Source organism: Pseudonocardia abyssalis, assembly GCF_019263705.2.
Lineage (GTDB): Bacteria > Actinomycetota > Actinomycetes > Mycobacteriales > Pseudonocardiaceae > Pseudonocardia > Pseudonocardia abyssalis.
This window is the reverse complement of record NZ_JADQDK010000001.1, coordinates 1511140-1529373: the sequence shown is the minus strand read 5'-3', so window position 1 is coordinate 1529373 and position 18234 is coordinate 1511140. Positions and strand designations below refer to the sequence as shown.

The window sequence follows — 18234 nt, the reverse complement described above, 5'->3', positions numbered from 1 at the left end:
GTAGGGCTGCATACCCCGTTGCCGCACCCGGGAACCGCGCCTCAGCCGCCGGGGTGGCGTGCCTTCGGGGCCCGGCCGAACGGCTGCTCCACGGGCTCGACGCGCGGCGCGTCCGGGTTGGCGCGCAGCACCGGGTCCTCGGCCAGCGCGAGCGCGTCACCGTGGTGGGTCAGGCGCATCGGAGGGCCGCTGACGAGCTGGTACTCCGTGCCGTCCGGGGTGATCTCGACGCGGATCTGGCGGCCCTGCCACTTGAGCCCGAACGAGATGCGGGTCAGCGCCGCGGGCAGCCGCGGGGCGAACCGCAGCCCGGCGGAGTCGCACTGCATCCCGCCGAAGCCCTGCACGACCGCGATCCAGGTGCCCGCCATCGACGCGATGTGCACGCCGTGGTCGGAGTTGCCCGCGAGGTCCTGCAGGTCGACCAGGGCCGACTCCGCGAGGTAGTCGAACGCGAGGTCCAGGTGCCCGGTCCGGGCGGCCATCACGGCCTGGGTGCACGCCGAGAGCGACGAGTCGCGGACCGTGATCGCCTCGTAGTAGGCGAAGTTGCGCTCCACCTGGTCGGGGGTGAACGCGTCGGGGCGCAGCTGCATGGCCAGCACGAGGTCGGCCTGCTTGGAGACCTGCTTCCGGTACAGGTCGAAGTACGGCACGTTGAGCAGCAGCGGGTACATGTCGGGCTTGGTGTTCTCGAAGTCCCACACCTGGTGGTCGGTGAAGCCCTCCGACTGCGGGTGCACGCCGAGCGTCTCGTCGTAGGGGATCCGCATCGACGTCGCGGCGTCGCGCCAGCTCGCCATCTCCTCCGCGTTGACGCCGAGCTTCGCCGCCGCCCGGGAGTGCCGGGCCGCGGTGTCGGCGGCGACGCGCAGGTTCAGCTGCGCCATGAGGTTGGTGTAGACGTTGTTGTCGACGATCGCGGTGTACTCGTCGGGGCCGGTGACGCCGTCGATCCGGAACTGCCCGGCCGAGTCGTGGTGCCCCAGCGAGCGCCACAGCCGCGCGGTCTCCACCAGCAGCTCGAGCCCGACCTCGCGCTCGAACTCGATGTCGCCGGTGGCCGCGACGTGGCGGCGCACGGCGTCGGCGATGTCGGCGTTGAGGTGGAACGCCGCGGTGCCGGCCGGCCAGTAGCCCGAGCACTCGTGGCCGCGGATCGTGCGCCACGGGAACGCGGCGCCCTTGAGTCCCAGCTGCTCAGCGCGCTCCTTGGCCAGCGGGATGATCGACTGCCGCCAGCGCAGCGCGTCGGCGGCCGCCTCCGGTGCGACGTGGCTGAGCAGCTGCAGGCAGAACGTCTCGGTGTCCCAGAAGGTGTGTCCGTCGTAGCCGGGGCCGGTCAGGCCCTTCGCCCCGATGCAGCGCCGCTCGGCCCGCGCCCCGGCCTGCAGCACGTGGAAGATCGCCACCCGGACGGCCTGCTGCAGCTCGGCGTCGCCGTCGATCTCGATGTCGGCGGTGAGCCAGAAGTCGTCGAGGTAGGTGCGCTGCTCGTCGAGCAGGCCCTGCCATCCGGTGTAGCGGGCGGCGGCGAGGGCGGCCCGCACCTGGTCGTGCACCGCCGACAGCGACCGGCGCGAGGACCAGCCGTAGGCCAGGTACTTGACGACGGTCAGCTTCTCCCCCGGCTTGAGCCGGGAGATGACGGTGGTGCGGGCGACGTCCGGGTGGGCCTCGGAGGAGATCTGCAGGCCCTCGGGACCCTGCACCTCGTGGTCCATCGCCGCGGCCACCCGCAGCCCCGACGCGCGGGTCTGGTGCACCAGCGTGGCGCTGGTGTCGCCGTGGCGGTGCTGCTCGGCGACCAGCGGGTCGGTCATCGCGGCCTCGACGCGCGGGTCGTCGTCGTCGCGGGCGGGCAGGGCCTCGTTGGCCACCAGCTCCGACTGCACCACGAGCAGGGCGGGCGCGTCGTGCACCTCGACCTCGTAGCGGATCGCGGCGATCGCGCGCTGGGTGAGCGAGACCAGCCGCTCGGTGCGCAGCGTCACCACGCGCCCCGCCGGGGACTCCCACTCGACCTCGCGGGTCAGCGTGCCCGCCTGCAGGTCGAGCACGCGCTCGTGGCGGTGCACCGAGCCGTAGCGCAGGTCGAGCGGCTCGTCCTCCACCAGCAGCCGGATCAGCTTGCCGTTGGTGACGTTGATGATCGTCTGCCCGGACTCCGGGTAGCCGTAGCCGCCCTCCGCGTAGGGCAGCGGGCGCTTCTCGTAGAACGAGTTGAGGTAGGTGCCCGGCGTCTCGTGCGGCTCTCCCTCGTCGAGGTTGCCGCGCAGGCCGATGTGACCGTTGGACAGCGCGAACACCGACTCGGCCTGGCCGAGCGCGGCGAGGTCGAGGTTCGGCTCACGCACGACCCAGGGCTCGACCGTGAACGCGCGACTCGGATCGGGACTCACAGCAGGTCCTCCAGGTCCTTCACCACGACGTCGGCGCCCGCGGCGCTCAGCTTGGCGGCATGCTCGAGCCGGTCGACCCCGACGATGAAGCCGAAGCCCCCCGCCTTCCCCGACTCGACTCCGGCGATGGCGTCCTCGAACACCACGGCCTCGGCCTTGTCGACGCCCAGGTCGGCGGCGGCGGCGAGGAACGTGTCGGGCGCGGGCTTGCCCGGCAGGCCCCGCTCCTTCGCCGTGACGCCGTCGACGCGATGGTCGATGTACTGCGCGAGGTCGGCGACGCGGAGCACCTGCTCGGCGTTCGCGCTCGACGACACGACCGCGGTCGCCAGGCCCGCCTCGCGGACCGCCTTCAGGTAGCGCACCGAGCCCGGGTACACCTCCACCCCGACGCTGACGATCTTCTCCTGCACCAGGTCGTTCTTGATCGTCGACAGGCGCACCAGCTCGTCGTGGTCGAGCTCGATGCCGCGCGAGCGCAGGAACGAGTCCGTGCCGTCCAGCCGCGGCTTGCCGTCGACGTAGGGGCCGTAGTCGGCCGACACGTCGAACGCGCGGAAGTCGTCGCCGTCGCGTTCGCGCAGGTAGTCGTCGAACATCTGCTTCCAGGCGGCGGCATGGACGCTCGCGGTGTCGGTGAGGACGCCGTCGAGGTCGAAGAGGCACGCGCGGGTGCCGTCGGGGAGGCCTAACATGGCCGAACCGTACCCACAGGGTCGATCATCACCGAGCGGTGGCCGCCCGGAGTTCACCCAGCGTTGACAGCGCCGGGGGGCTGCGCGGGGAACAGCAGCCGGGCCGTCTCCCCCGCCGCGGTGATGGCCACCTCGCAGCCGTCGTCCACGCGCCGGGCCGCGACGGTCAGCAGCCCGCCCTCGCGCCGCGGCTCGATCCCCTTCTGCACCGCCTCGCGGACCACCGACAGCACCTGCATCGTCGCCACCGGGACCGACCCCACGTCGTCGGCGAGATCGATCTCGACCTGCAGCCGCGCCCCGAAGCGGGCCTGCTCGATCTCCAGGTAGTGGCGCACCGTCTCCAGCTCGCGGGACACGGTGCTGTCCGGCGGACCGTCGGCGGCGCGGGTCAGGTCGGCGAAGCCGAACAGCAGCTCGCGGGCCCGGAACGGGTCGGTGCGGATCAGTGCGGCGATCGTGTTGAGGGAGTTGTAGACGAAGTGCTGCTCGAGGCGGCGGGCGTCGGGGTCGACGGGCGGCGGCGGGGCGGGGACCGGCGGCGGGGCGGGGACCGGCGGCGCGGGGTCGGCCGCAGCGACGGGGGCGGGGGCCGGGCCGACGGGGCCGGCAGCGGGCGCGGGCGCAGCGGAAGGCGTGGACGCAGCGGGTGTGGGCGGCACCGCCCACTGCGAGTCGTCGAGGTCGTCCAGGTCGGCCAGCCCGCGCCACAGCGGCAGCCGCATCCGCGTGCCGCCGACCCAGCCGGTGAACTCGACGAGCCCCACCAGGTCCGGGAGGACCCACACCGCGTGCCGGGCGGCGTCGGCGGGCAGGTCGGCGGTGAACGGGGAGTCCTCGCGGGCGCCGCCGCGCAGGTCGGCGTCGAGCCTGCGCCGCTCGTCGACCCCGATGCCGACACGGCCGACGTAGCGCAGCCGGTCGCCGTCGGGCACGCCGAGCAGCAGCGTCCCGATCGCGTCCGCACGGTGCGGGTCGGTGGGCGTCCACCCCCCGATGACGACCTGGCGGGTGCGCTGCACGGGAACCCGCAGCCAGAACTTCGACCGGCCGCCCGGGCGGTAGCGGGCGCCCAGGTGCCGCGCGTGGAAGGCGTCGATGCCCTCGGCCGCGGCGATCCGCATGATCGACCCCAGCTCGGTGGCCGGGAACAGCGCCGTCGTCCACACCGGGGCGCCGTCGAGCCCGAGCCCCTCCAACAGCGTGCGCCGCTCGCGCAGCGGCAGCCCGGTGGTGTCGCGGCCGTCGAAGAACAGCAGGTCGGCGACCTGCAGGTCGACCGGCACCGCCGCGATGTCGTGGTCGCTGGGCTTGTAGCGGGAGTGCCGTCGCTTGAGCAGTCGCGGCCGGGCGGCGTGCTCCTCCCCGCGCGCGACGATCGTGCCGTCGAGCACCATGCCGCCCGGCGGGCAGCGGGCCAGCAGCGGCGCGGAGAACTCCGGGTAGGCGTGGGTCATCGAGTTGTCGGCGCCGGACAGCAGTCGCACCCGGCCGTCGCGCCCGGGGCCCGGCGGGTGGACGTAGGCGACGCAGCGGTGGCCGGTCCACGCCACCTCGACGCGCCAGTCCGGGCCGGTCGGCGGATCACCGGAGGTCACCGCGGGCATCATGGGCGGGACGAGGAGCGGCACACCGTCGTCGGATGCGGCCCCCGTCACGGCGTCACCGTATCGGCCCACCCCCACCTCCGGCACCGCAGCGGCACACAGAGGACGATCAGGGACATCATGACGCTCACCGACCGCCTCCCTCCCGGCAACAGTCCCGACGACCTCGTCGAGGCGTTCACCGACTGGGCCTACGAGGAGCGGGGCCTGTCGCTGTACCCGGCGCAGGAGGAGGCGCTGCTGGAGCTGGTGACCGGCAGCAACGTGATCCTGTCGACGCCGACCGGGTCCGGGAAGTCGCTGGTGGCCGTCGGGGCGCACGCCGCCGCGCTGGCCCGCGGGCAGCGCACGTTCTACACCGCGCCGATCAAGGCGCTGGTCAGCGAGAAGTTCTTCGCCCTGATCGACGTGTTCGGCCCCGACAAGGTCGGCATGCTCACCGGCGACGCCGCGGTCAACGAGAAGGCCCCGATCATCTGCTGCACGGCGGAGATCCTGGCCAACATCGCGCTGCGCTCGGGCCGCGACGCCGACGTCGGCTCGGTCGTCATGGACGAGTTCCACTTCTACGCCGACCCCGACCGCGGCTGGGCCTGGCAGGTCCCGCTGATCGAGCTGCCGCAGGCCCAGTTCCTGCTGATGAGCGCCACGCTCGGCGACGTCACCTTCTTCGAGGAGGACCTGACGCGGCGCACCGGCCGGTCCACCGCGGTGATCACCTCGGTCGAGCGGCCGGTTCCGCTGCTCTACCAGTACGTCTTCACCCCGGTCCACGAGACGATCACCGACCTGACGACGACGAACCAGGCCCCGGTCTACGTCGTGCACTTCACGCAGCAGTCGGCGGTGGAGCGGGCGCAGTCGCTGATGAGCGTCAACGTCACGTCGAAGGAGGACAAGGCGGCCATCGCCGCCCTGATCGGGAACTTCCGGTTCACCTCCGGCTTCGGCAAGACGCTGAGCCGGCTGGTGCGCCACGGGATCGGCGTGCACCACGCAGGGATGCTCCCCCGTTACCGGCGGCTGGTGGAGACGCTCGCGCAGGCCGGGCTGCTGCGCGTCATCTGCGGCACCGACACCCTCGGCGTCGGCATCAACGTCCCGATCCGCACGGTGCTGTTCACCGCGCTGGCCAAGTACGACGGCACGCGCACCCGCCCGCTCAAGGCGCGCGAGTTCCACCAGATCGCCGGGCGCGCGGGCCGGGCCGGGTACGACACCGTCGGTTCGGTCGTCGCGCAGGCCCCCGACCACGAGGTCGAGAACGCCCGCCGGGTCGCCAAGGCCGGCGACGACGCGAAGAAGCTCAAGCGCGTGGTGCGGACGCAGCCGCCTGAGGGGTTCGTCGGGTGGTCGGGAGTCAGCTTCGAGAAGCTGCAGACCGCCCAGCCGGAGCCGCTGACCAGCCACTTCCAGGTCTCGCACGCGATGCTGCTCAACGTGATCACCCGCCCCGGCGACGCGTTCGCGGCCATGCGGCACCTGCTCGAGGACAACCACGAACCCCGGCCCCGCCAGCGCCGCCACATCCTGCGGGCCATCGCGATCTACAGGGCGCTGCGGGCGTCCGGGGTGGTGGAGGAGCTGCCCGAACCGGACGCGGAGGGCCGGCGCGTGCGCGTCGTCGGCGACCTGCAGCTCGACTTCGCCCTCAACCAGCCGCTCTCGCCGTTCGCGCTCGCCTCGCTGGAGCTGCTCGACCGGGAGTCGCCGTCCTACGCGATGGACGTGCTGTCGGTCATCGAGGCCACCCTCGACGACCCCCGCCAGGTCCTCTACGCCCAGCAGAACAAGGCCAAGGGCGAGGCCGTCGCGGCGATGAAGGCCGAGGGCATCGAGTACGAGGAGCGGATGGCGCTGCTCGAGGAGGTCACCTGGCCCAAGCCGCTCGACGAGATGCTCAACGCCGCGCTGGAGACCTACCGCCGCGGGGCGCCGTGGGTGGAGGACGCGAAGCTGTCGCCGAAGTCGGTGGCGCGCGACATGTTCGAGCGGTCGATGACGTTCGTCGAGTACGTCTCGCACTACCAGCTCGCGCGGTCGGAGGGACTGGTCCTGCGCTACCTCGCCGACACCTACCGCGCGCTGCGCCAGACCGTGCCCGACCAGGCCCGCACCGAGGAGCTCACCGACGTCATCGAGTGGCTCGGGGAGCTCGTGCGCCAGGTCGACTCGTCGCTGCTCGACGAGTGGGAGGCGCTCGCGGCCGGCTCCGGCACCGGCGACGAGATCGTGCCCCCGTCCCTGGACTCCGGGCCCGCGGGCGTCACCCGCAACATCCGGGCGTTCCGGGTGCTGGTGCGCAACGCGATGTTCCGCCGCGTCGAGCTGGCGTCGTTCCGGCGCTGGGACCTGCTCGCCGAGCTCGACGGCGCCTCCGGCTGGGACGCCGCGGCGTGGCGCGAGGCGCTGCTCCCCTACTGGGAGCGCTACGGCGACACGATGACCGCGATCGGCACCGGCCCCGACGCCCGTGGCCCGCAGCTGATCACGATCACCGCGGAGCCCGAGCGCTGGCTGGTGCGCCAGGTCCTCGACGACCCCGACGGCGACCGCGACTGGGCGATCACCGCCGAGGTCGACCTCGCGGCGTCCGACGAGGAGGGTGCCCCGGTCCTCTGGGTCACCGGCGTGGAGCCCCTCGGCGGGGCCTGAGGCCCAGACCCCTACTGCGCCGGCGAGGTCCCGGTCGTCGGCGTGGTGGACACCGCAACGGATCCGACCGTCAACGATCGATTGCCGATCCGAAGCCGTCAATGTATGATTGACGAATGAAGTACGAAGAAGCGCAGCGCTGGCTGGAGCGGGCCGACCCGTCGATCGCGAAGCAGCGGGAGTCGATCACCCAGCAGCTCGACGGGCTCAAGGAGCGGGCGAGGGCGGGCGTGCTCACCCACGACGGGGCCGCGGCCTGGTACGCCCTGGTGCAGGAGATGCGCCGGCTCGCCGACTACTACGAACGCGACCTGATCCGCAAGCTCCGCTCCGACGGTCTCACCTGGCAGCAGACCGCCGACGCGGTGCAGGCGCAGCTGTCGAGCCGGCAGGCCGCGCAGGGCAAGTGGAAGCGGCTGATCGACCCGGGGCGGCGCACCACCACCGGCGACATGCAGCGCGGGGGCCGGAAGAAGCAGACCCCCGACGGTCAATGACGCACGGTGGTCGGTGACAGCCGGTATCGTCGTGTCGTGTTCGCCGGGTGTGACCCCGGCACGATCCGGGGGGATGGTCACATGGGGGAACGGCCGAGCTGGGCGCCGGACGAGGTCGACATCACCGTGCCGAGCGTGGCCCGGGTGTACGACTTCTACCTGGGGGGCTCGCACAACTTCGACGCCGACCGCACGTTCGCGCACGACGTGCTGGCGGTGTTGCCCGACATGCCGCGGGTGGCGCAGGAGAACCGCGCCTTCCTGCGCCGCGCGGTGCGCGATCTGTGCGCGGCGGGGATCGACCAGTTCCTCGACCTCGGTTCCGGCATCCCGACCGTCGGCAACGTCCACGAGGTCGCCCGGGCGATCGACCAGGACGTCCGGGTGGTCTACGTCGACCACGATCCGGTCGCGGTCACCCACAGCACCCGCCTGCTCGGCTCCGACGACCGCGTCGGGGTGGTCGCCGGCGACCTCCGCAAGCCCGAGGCCGTGCTGGCCGACCCGGCCGTCCAGGAGCGGCTCGACCTGTCCCGGCCGGTCGCGGTGCTGCTGGTGTCGGTGCTGCACTTCGTCGCCGACGACCAGCGACCGGCCGAGTTCATCGCCCGGTACCTCGACGCGGTCGCGCCGGGGAGTCACCTGGTGATCAGCCACGCCACCACAGACGGCACGGCCGGGGCGGCCGTCGCCCAGGGGGTCTACAACCGGCAGCGGACGCCGAACCCGATGCGGATGCGCTCGCGCGACGAGGTCGCCGCCCTGTTCGGCGGCCGGGAGCTGCTGGAGCCGGGGCTGGTGCGGATCCCGCAGTGGCGCCCGGACGCCCCGGACGACGTGCCGGCCGACGTGGACGCCTACCCCGGTTACGCCGGGGTGGCCCGGACCTGACGTCGCAGCAAGTGAGAGCATCACCCCGGTAGGTGTGCCGGATCGGTCGGGGGGCCATGTGGATGCCGAGGCGCTGGCCCGGTCGTGGGGGCAGGCGGTGCGCGGCACCAGCCACGTCGCCCTGAGCCGGTCCGAGCTCGACGTGCTGCTGCGCGGCCTCTCCGAGCGGCTGCTCCGCGCGCTGCGGACCCCGGAGCTCGACCGGGCGGACGTGATGGCGGCCGGGCGGGAGCTCGTCGGCGCCCACTTCACCGAGATCGCCTCGCTCGACCGGACGCTCGAGCACCTCGGGACCCACCTGCAGCCGCACGCCGAGCCGGGCCGGCTCATCGCGGTGCTGTCCGCGCTCGCCGTCGGCTTCGCCGGGGCGCTGCAGGAGCGCACCCGCCACGAGCTGGAGCGCATCACCGTCTCCGCGTTCGACGCGCGCGCGTCCGTCGAGCGGGAGCGGTGGAACAGCGAGGCCCGGTTCGCCGCGGTGTTCGCCGAATCGCCGGTCGGCATCGGGGTGGGCGGGATCGACGGCGTCATCATCGACGTCAACAAGGCCCTGTGCCGCATGTTCGGGTTCACCGCCGAGGAGTTCGCGGGCCGCTCGTTCTACGACTTCGTCCATCCCGACGACGACCCCGCCGTGTGGGAGCAGATGCAGCAGATGGTCGCAGGGCAGATCGAGTACCTGCGGTTCGACAAGTCCTACTTCCGCGCCGACGGGGGCCGGATCAGCAGCCAGCTCGTGATCTCCCTGATCCGTGACCCCGGCGGCGAACCCCGCTACGTCGTCGCGATGGTCGAGGACGTCAGCGACCGCCGGGCGCTGGAGGACCGGCTGCGCCACCAGGCCGAGCACGACCCGCTGACCGGCCTGCCCAACCGGGCCGTGTTCTTCGAGCGGCTCGACGCGGCGCTCGCCGACCCCGCCGCCGCCGTCGGCGTCTGCTTCCTCGACCTCGACGGGTTCAAGGCGGTCAACGACACGCTCGGGCACTCCGTCGGCGACGAGCTGCTGCGGGTCCTCGCGCGGCGGCTCGACGCCGAGCTCGGCCCCGACGGGCACCTCGTCGCGCGGATGGGCGGCGACGAGTTCGTCGTGCTCGTCCACGACGGCGCGGACCGCGACGTGCTGACCGGGGTCGCCGAGCGCGCGCTGGAGACCGTGCGCCGCCCGGTCCGGGCCGGGGGCCGTGACCTGACCGTCACCGCCAGCGTCGGGCTCGTCGAGCGCGGCGACGGCGGGGCGTCCGCCGCCGAGCTGATGACGGCCGCCGACACCACGCTGTACTGGGCGAAGAACGACGGGCGCAACCGCCGCGCGTTCTTCGACCGGGAGCGCCACCTCGCCGACATCGAGCGGTTCGCCGTGGCCGCCCGGCTGCCCGACGCGCTGGAGCGGGGCGAGTTCGTCGTCGAGTACCAGCCGCTGGTCCGGCTGGAGGACAGCCGGATGACCGGCGTCGAGGCGCTGGTCCGGTGGCGCCGCCCCGGCGGGCTGGTCGGGCCGGACGCGTTCGTGCCGCTCGCCGAGGAGTCGGGCCTGATCGTCCCGCTCGGGCGTTGGGTGCTGGAGCAGGCGTGCCGCCAGGCGGTGCGGTGGCAGGACGAGCACAGGGCAGACGGCGTGGGGCCGATGTTCGTCAGCGTCAACGTCTCGGCCCGGCAGGTGCGCGAGCCGGGCTTCGTCGCCGTCGTCGAGAAGATCCTCTCCGCGACCGGGTGGCCGGCGCGGTCGCTGCAGCTGGAGCTCACCGAGACCGACGTCATGGCCACCACGGGCGAGCCGCTGCACGTCCTGCGGGAGCTGGCCGCGCTCGGCGTCCGCATCGCGATCGACGACTTCGGCACCGGCTACTCCAACCTCGCGTACCTGCGCGACCTGCCGGTCCACGTGCTGAAGCTGGCCGGCCCGTTCGTCTCCGGCACCGGCGGCGCGGAACCCGACGACGTCGCCGTCGCGGTGCTCGCGCACGTGGTGCGGCTCGCGCACACCCTCGGCCTGTCGGTCACCGCGGAGCACGTCGAGACCGCGCGGCAGGTGGAGCAGCTGCGCACGCTGGGCTGCGACCTGGGGCAGGGTTGGCACTTCTCCCCCGCCACCGATCCCGCCCGCATCTCCGAGATGCTGCGGGCGGGGTCGGCCGGCCGGGTGGGCTAGCCGAGCGGGCTGCGCGGGAGCAGGCGGTCGGCGATGATCTTGCGCTGGATCTCGCTGGTGCCCTCGAAGATCGTGGTGAGCCGGGCGTCGCGCCAGTGCCGCTCCACCTGGTGCTCGGTGGTGTAGCCGTTGCCGCCGTGCAGCTGGATGCCGTCGCCGGTGACCTCGGCGGCCATCTCCGTGGCCATCAGCTTCACCATCGCGGCCTCCCGCTGGCAGGGGTGGCCGAGGTCGATCAGGTGGGCGACGTGCTGGTAGAACGCCCGGGCCTGTTCCACCCGCGCGGCCATGTCGGCGAGGGTGAACCGCACCGCCTGGAAGTCGCCGATCGGGTGCTCGAACTGCTCGCGGTCCTGCAGGTAGCCGATGCAGTCCTCGACGGCGGCGCGGGCGAGCCCGACCGCCCGCGCCGCGGTGTGCACGCGCGCGATGTTGAGCCACTTCTGGGCGTCGGCGAAACCCTTCTCCCCCACCTGGTTCGCGACCGGCACGCGGAAGCCGTCGAACTCGAGATCCCAGGTGACGAACCCGTGGTAGCCGATCTTGTCGATCGGCTTCCCGGTGATGCCGTCGGGGAAGGAACCGCGCTCCTTCTCCACGAGCAGCGACGCGAGGCCGGCGGAGCGCTTCTCGTCCGGGCCCGGGTCGGCGGTGCGCACGAGGACCTGGATGAAGTCGGCCGCCTTGGCGTTGCCGGTCCAGCGCTTGTGGCCGGTGACGACGAAGTCGTCGCCGTCGCGCACGGCGCGGGTCGCGACGCCCGCGAGGTCGGAACCGGCGTCGGGCTCCGACAGCGCGATCGCACCGATCCACTCCCCCTTCGCGCTGCGGCGCAGCAGCTCCGCGCGCCGGGCCGGGTCGGCGACGTCGGTGCCCGCGCCCTGCGCGCGGGCGATGATGCTGCCGACGCTCATCCACGCCCTGGCCAGCTCCTCGGCGACCATGCAGTACTCGAACGCACCGAGGCCCATCCCGCCGAACTCGCGGTCGACGGTGATGCCGAACCACCCCTCGCCCGCCATCGCGTCGAGCAGCGACCGCGGGATCTCACCCTTGACCGGGTCGAGCTCGTTGGCCACGGGCAGCACCCGCTCGGCGGCGAAGGTGCGGGCCCGCGCCTGCAGCTCCTCGCGCTCGGGCGTGTGGTACGGAGGGGCGACGACGGGCACGGGGGGCAGCAGCGGATCCTCGTTGGTCACCCGGCAGTTGTGCCACATTGTGCAACGGAACGCGACCGCGGGGCCGGCGGTCAGAGCCGGCGCAGCCCCGCGAGCACGCGCTCCATCAGGGCCAGGTCGGGCCCGCCCGCGTCGGCGGTGCGGTGGACCTGCACGGCCCCCGCGCCCAGCATGTCACCCAGCAGGACCTGCGCGACCCCGAGCGGGACGCCGAGCAGTGCGGCGACCTCGGCCACGGACCGCGGCTCCCGGCAGAGCTGCCGGATCCGGGTGTGGTCCAGCGGTTCGCCGACCCGGCCGGGGCCGGTGGCCGTGATCAACGCCTCCACCGCGAAGCTCACGCCCGCGCGGGTGCGGCCGCCGGTGAGGACATAGGGCCGGACGATCGTGTACGGCGACGGCTCCCCGGCGACGTCGTCCTCGGGGGCCGGTGCGACGGGGAACGGTGCGGCGGGGAGCGGTGCGGCGGGGAGCGGTGCGGCGGGGAGCGGTGCGACGGGAGGGGTCGGGCTCGGAACGGGCGGTGCGGCCACGACGACGGGCGGGTCGGCCTCCGCGGTGACCTGCTCCCGGCGCCGCCGCGAGGACCCGCCGAAGCGCGCGCCGGTGAGTCCGACCGGGGCGTCGTCGACGGGGAGGTCGGGTCGCGGCGCGGCGCGCGGGGGCTCGGGCCGCTTCTCCCGGCGCTTGCGCGACGCCCCGCCGAACCGGGCACCGGTGAGCCCGATCTCGGGGCCGGTGTCGTCGGGACGCTCAGGCATTCCGGGACCTTGACCGGAGCGCGTGACGAACGTGTTGCGTCCCCGTTCCACGGTCATGACGACACGCTACGCCGCGCCGTTCCACCCGATCCGGTGGCGGCGGCCTCCGCCGGGCCGCGGGGCGTGACCCGGCGTAGCGTGACCGTCCATGAGCACGCCCGCCCGTGCGTGGCACGCGACGAGCGCACTCGTGGTCGTCGTGGCGCTGGTGATCCAGGTCCCGATCACCGCGGCGGCGACGGGCGGCGCGTTCGACACCCCGGCCGCGCGCGTCGCCAACCTGTTCACCTTCTTCACGATCCTGACCAACCTCCTCGTGGCCCTCACGGGGGTGGCGCTGGCGCTCGCCCCGCGCCGGCGCTCCACGCTGCTGTCGGTGCTCCGCCTCGACGCGGTGCTCGGCATCACGGTCACCGGGATCGTGTTCCACACGCTGCTCGCCGACCTCGCCGACCTGCGGGGCGCCGAGGCGTTCGCCGACCTGCTGTTCCACACGGTGTCGCCGATCGTGGTGGTGCTGGGCTGGCTGCTGTTCGGCCCGCGGGGGCTGATCGACCGCCGCGCGGTGCTCCTGTCGCTGCTCTACCCGCTGCTGTGGCTCGGGTTCACGCTCGTCCGCGGTGCGGTGATCGACTGGTACCCGTACCCGTTCGTCGACGTCTCCCGGCTCGGCTACCCGACGGTGCTGCTCAACTCGCTCGGGATCACCGCGCTGTTCCTCGTGCTCGCCGCGGCGCTGCTCGGGGTCGACCGGGTGCTGGCCCGGCGCGCTGACGCGCGCAGTGCCAGGATCGGATCATGACCCACCCCATCCGGATCGGTGTCCAGCTCCAGCCCCAGCACGCCGACTACGCGCAGATCCGCGGCGCCGTCGCCGCGGCTGAGGAGGCGGGCGTCGACGTCGTCTTCAACTGGGACCACTTCTTCCCGCTCTACGGCGAGCCCGACGGCGAGCACTTCGAGTGCTGGACCATGCTCGGCGCCTGGGCCGAGGCCACCAGCCGCGTCGAGATCGGCGCGCTGGTCACCTGCAACAGCTACCGCAACCCCGAACTGCTCGCCGACATGGCGCGCACCGTCGACCACATCTCCGGCGGCCGGCTGATCCTCGGCATCGGCGCGGGCTGGTTCGAGCGCGACTACGACGAGTACGGCTACGAGTTCGGCACGGCGGGCTCGCGGCTCGCCGACCTCGCGCAGGCCCTGCCCCGGATCAAGGACAGGTGGAGCAGGCTCAACCCGGCCCCCACCCGCGAGATCCCGATCCTGATCGGCGGCGGCGGGGAGAAGAAGACGCTGCGCTACACCGCCGAACACGCCCAGATCTGGCACAGCTTCGGCGACGTCGACGTGCTCACCCGCAAGAACGGCATCCTCGACGCCCACTGCGCCGACGTGGGCCGCGAACCCGCTGCGATCGAGCGCTCGATCGGCGTCCAGAAGCCGCCCGGCGAGGTCGCCGACGCCCTGGTCGCGGCCGGGGCCACGCTGTTCACCGTCGGTGTCGGAGGCCCGGACTACGACCTGGGCCTGCTGAAGCAGTGGATCGCCTGGCGCGACGAACGTTCCTGATCTGGGAAGCTGTGGGGCGTGGCTGTACTGAGCGCGGGGTTGTTGCTGTTCCGACGGGGGGCGGCCGGGGTCGAGGTACTCCTCGGGCACATGGGCGGGCCCTACTGGGCCCGTAAGGACGACGGCGCGTGGTCGATCCCCAAGGGCGAGCACGAACCCGACGAGGACGCGTTCGCCGCCGCGGAGCGCGAGTTCGCCGAGGAGCTCGGGCACCGCCCGCCCGCGGGCGACTCGCACGAGCTCGGCACCGTCGCCCAGCGTGGCGGGCGCAAGCAGATCACCGTGTTCGCGCGCGAGGGCGACTTCGACCCCGAGTTCCTGCACCCGGGCACGTTCGACCTGGAGTGGCCGCCGAAGTCGGGCACGATGCAGGCGTTCCCCGAGATCGACCGCGTCGCGTGGTTCGAGCTCGACGCCGCGCGGCACAAGCTGGTGGCCGCGCAGGTCGAGTTCGTCGACCGGCTCGACGCGCTGATCAGTGCCGGGTCATCCACCTAGCGCGGTCGTGAGCACGGCGCCGGCGGCGACGGGGCCGGCATCGAGGTACCGGACGTCGTCGTCGACGACGACCGACCGGTCCTGCGCCACCGCGGGGAGCGCCCGCCACAGCGGTTGCTGCAGCGCCCCGCCCGCCTCGCCCGCCACGCCGTAGCAGACGCGGCGGTCGGCGTCGGCGAGGGCGAGTTCCCCGGCGCCGATGGGGAGGACGCCGTCGGGCTCGGGGCTGCCCGTGCCGTCGGGGACGGTCCGGGGGCCGCCACCCCGGCGACCGGCGTCGCGCAGGCGGTGGACGGCGGCACACCAGCCCGACGACGGCGCACACGCGAACACCAGGTGAGGCCCCGTACCGGTACCCGACAGGACCTGCCCCCCGCGCCAGGGTGGTCACCCGAACATCCCGGCGCCCGGTTCGGCGCCGCGCCCGCCGGGTACCGCTGGACCATGAGCACCTCCCCCTGGAGCGGCCTGCTGCGCGGGGCCGCGGCCGGCGCCGCCGGCACAGCCGCACTGAACGCCGTCACCACGCTCGACGTCGCCGTGCGCGACCGTCCCGCCTCCGATGCACCCGAGCAGGTCGTCGCGGCACTGGCCGACCGCGCGGGCGTCGACGTCCCCGACGGGCGGCTCGCCGCGCTCGCCCCGCTCGCCGGCACGGCCACCGGGGTCGGGGTGGGTGCGGCCGCCGGAGCGCTGCGGGCCGCCGGGGTCCGGCTGCCGACGGTCGTCGGTGGGCCGCTGCTGGGGATCGCCGCGATGCTGGCGAGCGACGGCCCGATCGCGGCGCTGGGGATCTCCGACCCCCGCCGCTGGACGGCGCAGGACTGGGTGACCGACGCCGTCCCGCACCTCGTCTACGGCGTGACGACGCACGCGACCCTCGTCGCAGCGCTGCCGGACGCCGGACCCGCACCGCGGGTGGGTGCGCTGCTGCGGGCCGCGGCCCTGGGTGCCGCGAGCGGGTCGCGGAGCACCGCGGGTGCGGCGGCCGTCGCCCTCACCTCCTCGCGCGGGGACCGTGGCGTGGCCGCACGCGTCGGCGGCCGGGGGGCCGGGGTGGTCGCCGGGCTGCTCGCCGCGGGCGAGGCCGTGGCCGACAAGCTCCCGTCGACCCCCAGCCGCACGGACGGGCCGGGTCTGGTCCCCCGCGCCGTGCTCGGGGCGGGGTCCGCCGCCGCGGTGGCCCACCGCGAGGGCGACGACGCGACGCTCGCCGGGGTGATCGGCCTCGGGGCCGCGCTCGGGGCGTCGGTACTCGGCGTGCGGGCGCGCGCCGCGGCGTCGCGCCGGTTCGGCTCGGACCTGCCGGGTGCACTGGCCGAGGACGCGCTCGCCGCCCTGCTCGGCTGGCTCGGCGCCCGGCGCCGCTGAGTCGCCGGCCCGGGCGGAATGCCGGCCCCCCGCCCGGGGTTGAGGGCGGCATGGCGATCACCCGAGGCTTCACCGGACGGCGCGCCCGCGACCCGCGCCTGCCCCCGGGCCAGTACGACGCGCGCGACGAGTGGCCGGTGCTGCACATCGAGTCGACACCCTCGCTCGACACCGCCCGGTGGACGTTCGGGATCGAGGGACTCGTCGAGCGCCCGGTGAGCTGGAGCTGGGACGAGATCCACGCCCTGCCCCGGTCCCGGTACGCCGGAGACATCCACTGCGTCACGACGTGGTCGAAGTTCGGGATGACGTTCGACGGCGTCTCGGTCGACACGCTGCTCGACGCCGCGGGACCGCTGCCCGCCGCGACGCACGCGGAGATCCTCACCCACTCCGGGTACACCACGAACCTGCCGCTCGCCGACCTCACCGGAGGGAAGGCATGGGTGGTGTGGGACGCCGACGGCAAGCCACTCACCCGCGAGCACGGCGGCCCGGCCCGGTTGCTGGTGCCGCACCTGTACTTCTGGAAGAGCGCGAAGTGGGTGTCGGGCCTGCGCCTGCTCGACCACGACGAGCCCGGTTTCTGGGAGCGCAACGGCTATCACGACCGCGGCGACCCCTGGTCCGAGCAGCGCTACCAGGGCGACTGAATGTCCGCCCCCACCCACCGCAAGACGCTGCGCTGGCAGATCGCGCGCGTCCTGTCGGTGCGCGACGAGACGCCGAGCGCCCGCACGTTCCGGCTCGCACTGCCCGACCCGCGCCCGCACCTCGCGGGGCAGCACTACGTCGTGCGGCTCACCGCACCCGACGGCTACACCGCGTCCCGGGCGTACTCGATCGCCTCCGCGCCGTCGGGCGACCCCGAGATCGAGCTGACGGTGGAGCGGCTGCCCGACGGGGAGGTCTCGGAGTTCCTGCACGACGTCGTCGAGATCGGTGACGAGCTCGAGGTCCGCGGCCCGATCGGTGGCGGCTTCTTCGCGTGGCCCGGCGACACCCCGGCCCTGCTGGTCGGCGGCGGGTCCGGCGTCGTGCCGCTGATGGCGATGCTGCGGCACGCCCGGTCGATCGGCCGGCCGGACCTGGTGCGGCTGGTGGTGTCGGCCCGCACAGAGGCCGACCTGTACTACGCCGCCGAACTGCCCGGCCCCGAGACGACGGTGGTCCTCACCCGGTCCGGGCGCGGGCGGCTCACCGCGGCCGACCTCGCCCCGCTCGTCCGGGGCGGGGAGGACGTGTTCGTGTGCGGCTCCCCCGCGTTCTGCGACACCGTCACCGACCTGCTCGCCGCCGTCGGGGTGCCGGTGGCGTCGATCCGCACGGAGCGCTTCGGCCCCTCCGCCTGACCACACCCCGCCACCCGCGCCGCCCCGTGCGTTGCAGTGGGGTGGCTTCACTCCAGCCGGGTTGGAGTGAAGCCACCCCACTACAACCGGGGGCGGGCTGTGGCGCGCCGTCGGGCGGGTGGGCGGGGGTCGTGGGGCCCGGGTCAGGGCCCGGTGAGCGTCCGCAGGATCCGGGCCAGGTGGGCGCGGTCGGCCTCCGACAGCGGACGGAACACGCTCTCCGCCTCGGCCGCCCGCGCCGCGCGGATGGCATCGCCCACCTCCCGCCCCCGCTCGGTGGGGGCGACGAGGGTCGCCCGGCGGTCGGCCGGGTCCGGCCCGCGCTCGACGAGCCCGCCGCCCTCCAGCGCGTCGACGACCTCGGTCGCGGACCGGGGCGCGATCCGCAGCGCGTCGGCCAGGTCCCCCAGCCGGAGCGGTCCCGCACGCAGCAGCGTGCCCAGCGCCCGGGCCTGCGCGGGCGTGACGTCCCACGGCGCCAGCGCCTCGCGCGCGGCCTCGCGCATCCGTCGCGCGACCGCGCGGAAGCCGTCGGAGAGGGAGTCGTCCACGGGGAACAGACTAGACAGCGCCCGTGTTGCACCCTCATAGTGAGGTTACCTC

17 protein-coding genes are annotated in these 18234 nt (G+C 73.9%); 10 read left to right on the top strand and 7 right to left on the bottom strand.

From position 1 onward, the window contains the following. Positions 1-41 precede the first annotated feature (41 nt). From I4I81_RS07285 to I4I81_RS07275, 3 genes are read right to left on the bottom strand one after another with little or no spacing between them, the layout of a single operon-like run. Positions 42-2402 (bottom strand): glycoside hydrolase family 65 protein, encoded by a 2361-nt coding sequence (locus I4I81_RS07285; protein WP_218604507.1) that lies wholly within the window; start codon positions 2400-2402, stop codon positions 42-44. Further along, on the bottom strand, positions 2399-3097 hold the full coding sequence (locus I4I81_RS07280; RefSeq protein WP_218604506.1) for an HAD family hydrolase: 699 nt from the start codon (positions 3095-3097) through the stop codon (positions 2399-2401). The genes I4I81_RS07285 and I4I81_RS07280 overlap by 4 nt, the downstream gene beginning before the upstream one ends. A 53-nt stretch (positions 3098-3150) precedes the next feature. Continuing rightward, positions 3151-4755, bottom strand: a complete 1605-nt coding sequence (locus tag I4I81_RS07275; protein WP_218615907.1) for an ATP dependent DNA ligase — start codon at positions 4753-4755, stop codon at positions 3151-3153. A gap of 69 nt (positions 4756-4824) precedes the next feature. On the opposite strand from I4I81_RS07275, the gene I4I81_RS07270 reads away from it, so the two are divergent. The 4 genes from I4I81_RS07270 (at position 4825) to I4I81_RS07255 (ending at position 10899) form a co-directional block, all read left to right on the top strand. Beyond that, positions 4825-7359, top strand: a complete 2535-nt coding sequence (locus I4I81_RS07270) for a DEAD/DEAH box helicase (protein WP_218604693.1) — start codon at positions 4825-4827, stop codon at positions 7357-7359. 116 nt (positions 7360-7475) lie between these two features. Next, positions 7476-7856 (top strand): hypothetical protein, encoded by a 381-nt coding sequence (locus I4I81_RS07265; protein ID WP_218604690.1) that lies wholly within the window; start codon positions 7476-7478, stop codon positions 7854-7856. Between the two features lie 81 nt (positions 7857-7937). Beyond that, complete coding sequence (locus I4I81_RS07260) at positions 7938-8747, top strand: SAM-dependent methyltransferase (RefSeq protein ID WP_218604686.1); 810 nt, start codon at positions 7938-7940, stop codon at positions 8745-8747. Between the two features lie 58 nt (positions 8748-8805). After that, positions 8806-10899, top strand: coding sequence for a putative bifunctional diguanylate cyclase/phosphodiesterase (locus I4I81_RS07255; RefSeq protein ID WP_226363807.1), 2094 nt, complete (start codon positions 8806-8808; stop codon positions 10897-10899). On the opposite strand, the gene I4I81_RS07250 is transcribed toward I4I81_RS07255, so the two are convergent. Further along, positions 10896-12098, bottom strand: a complete 1203-nt coding sequence (locus I4I81_RS07250; protein WP_226363806.1) for an acyl-CoA dehydrogenase family protein — start codon at positions 12096-12098, stop codon at positions 10896-10898. The genes I4I81_RS07255 and I4I81_RS07250 overlap by 4 nt on opposite strands. A gap of 50 nt (positions 12099-12148) precedes the next feature. Continuing rightward, positions 12149-12838, bottom strand: a complete 690-nt coding sequence (locus tag I4I81_RS07245) for a DUF742 domain-containing protein (protein WP_225924511.1) — start codon at positions 12836-12838, stop codon at positions 12149-12151. A gap of 148 nt (positions 12839-12986) precedes the next feature. Here I4I81_RS07245 and I4I81_RS07240 point away from each other — a divergent pair, with 148 nt between their 5' ends. Genes I4I81_RS07240 through I4I81_RS07230 form a run of 3 tightly spaced genes read left to right on the top strand, consistent with a single transcriptional unit; the run spans position 12987 to position 14908 of the window. Further along, entirely contained in the window at positions 12987-13640 is a 654-nt protein-coding gene (locus tag I4I81_RS07240; RefSeq protein WP_218606099.1) for a Pr6Pr family membrane protein, read from the top strand. Then, a complete protein-coding gene (locus tag I4I81_RS07235; RefSeq protein ID WP_218606100.1) occupies positions 13637-14410 on the top strand; it encodes an LLM class F420-dependent oxidoreductase in 774 nt (257 codons plus the stop codon). The genes I4I81_RS07240 and I4I81_RS07235 overlap by 4 nt, the downstream gene beginning before the upstream one ends. A gap of 18 nt (positions 14411-14428) precedes the next feature. Continuing rightward, a complete protein-coding gene (locus tag I4I81_RS07230) occupies positions 14429-14908 on the top strand; it encodes an NUDIX hydrolase (RefSeq protein ID WP_218606101.1) in 480 nt (159 codons plus the stop codon). Here the strand turns inward: I4I81_RS07230 and I4I81_RS07225 are convergent. After that, positions 14897-15241, bottom strand: a complete 345-nt coding sequence (locus I4I81_RS07225) for a hypothetical protein (protein WP_218606102.1) — start codon at positions 15239-15241, stop codon at positions 14897-14899. The genes I4I81_RS07230 and I4I81_RS07225 overlap by 12 nt on opposite strands. A gap of 111 nt (positions 15242-15352) precedes the next feature. On the opposite strand from I4I81_RS07225, the gene I4I81_RS07220 reads away from it, so the two are divergent. The 3 genes from I4I81_RS07220 to I4I81_RS07210 are packed head-to-tail and all read left to right on the top strand — an operon-like array spanning position 15353 to position 17631. Beyond that, positions 15353-16279, top strand: a complete 927-nt coding sequence (locus I4I81_RS07220) for a hypothetical protein (RefSeq protein WP_218615906.1) — start codon at positions 15353-15355, stop codon at positions 16277-16279. A 50-nt stretch (positions 16280-16329) separates the two neighbouring features. Next, positions 16330-16932 carry a sulfite oxidase-like oxidoreductase gene (locus I4I81_RS07215; RefSeq protein ID WP_218606442.1) on the top strand — a complete coding sequence of 201 codons (603 nt, stop codon included), beginning with the start codon at positions 16330-16332 and terminating at the stop codon, positions 16930-16932. After that, positions 16933-17631, top strand: a complete 699-nt coding sequence (locus I4I81_RS07210; RefSeq protein ID WP_218615905.1) for a ferredoxin reductase — start codon at positions 16933-16935, stop codon at positions 17629-17631. A gap of 143 nt (positions 17632-17774) precedes the next feature. On the opposite strand, the gene I4I81_RS07205 is transcribed toward I4I81_RS07210, so the two are convergent. Beyond that, positions 17775-18182 carry a MarR family winged helix-turn-helix transcriptional regulator gene (locus tag I4I81_RS07205; protein WP_226363805.1) on the bottom strand — a complete coding sequence of 136 codons (408 nt, stop codon included), beginning with the start codon at positions 18180-18182 and terminating at the stop codon, positions 17775-17777. Between the last annotated feature and the right edge of the window lie 52 nt (positions 18183-18234).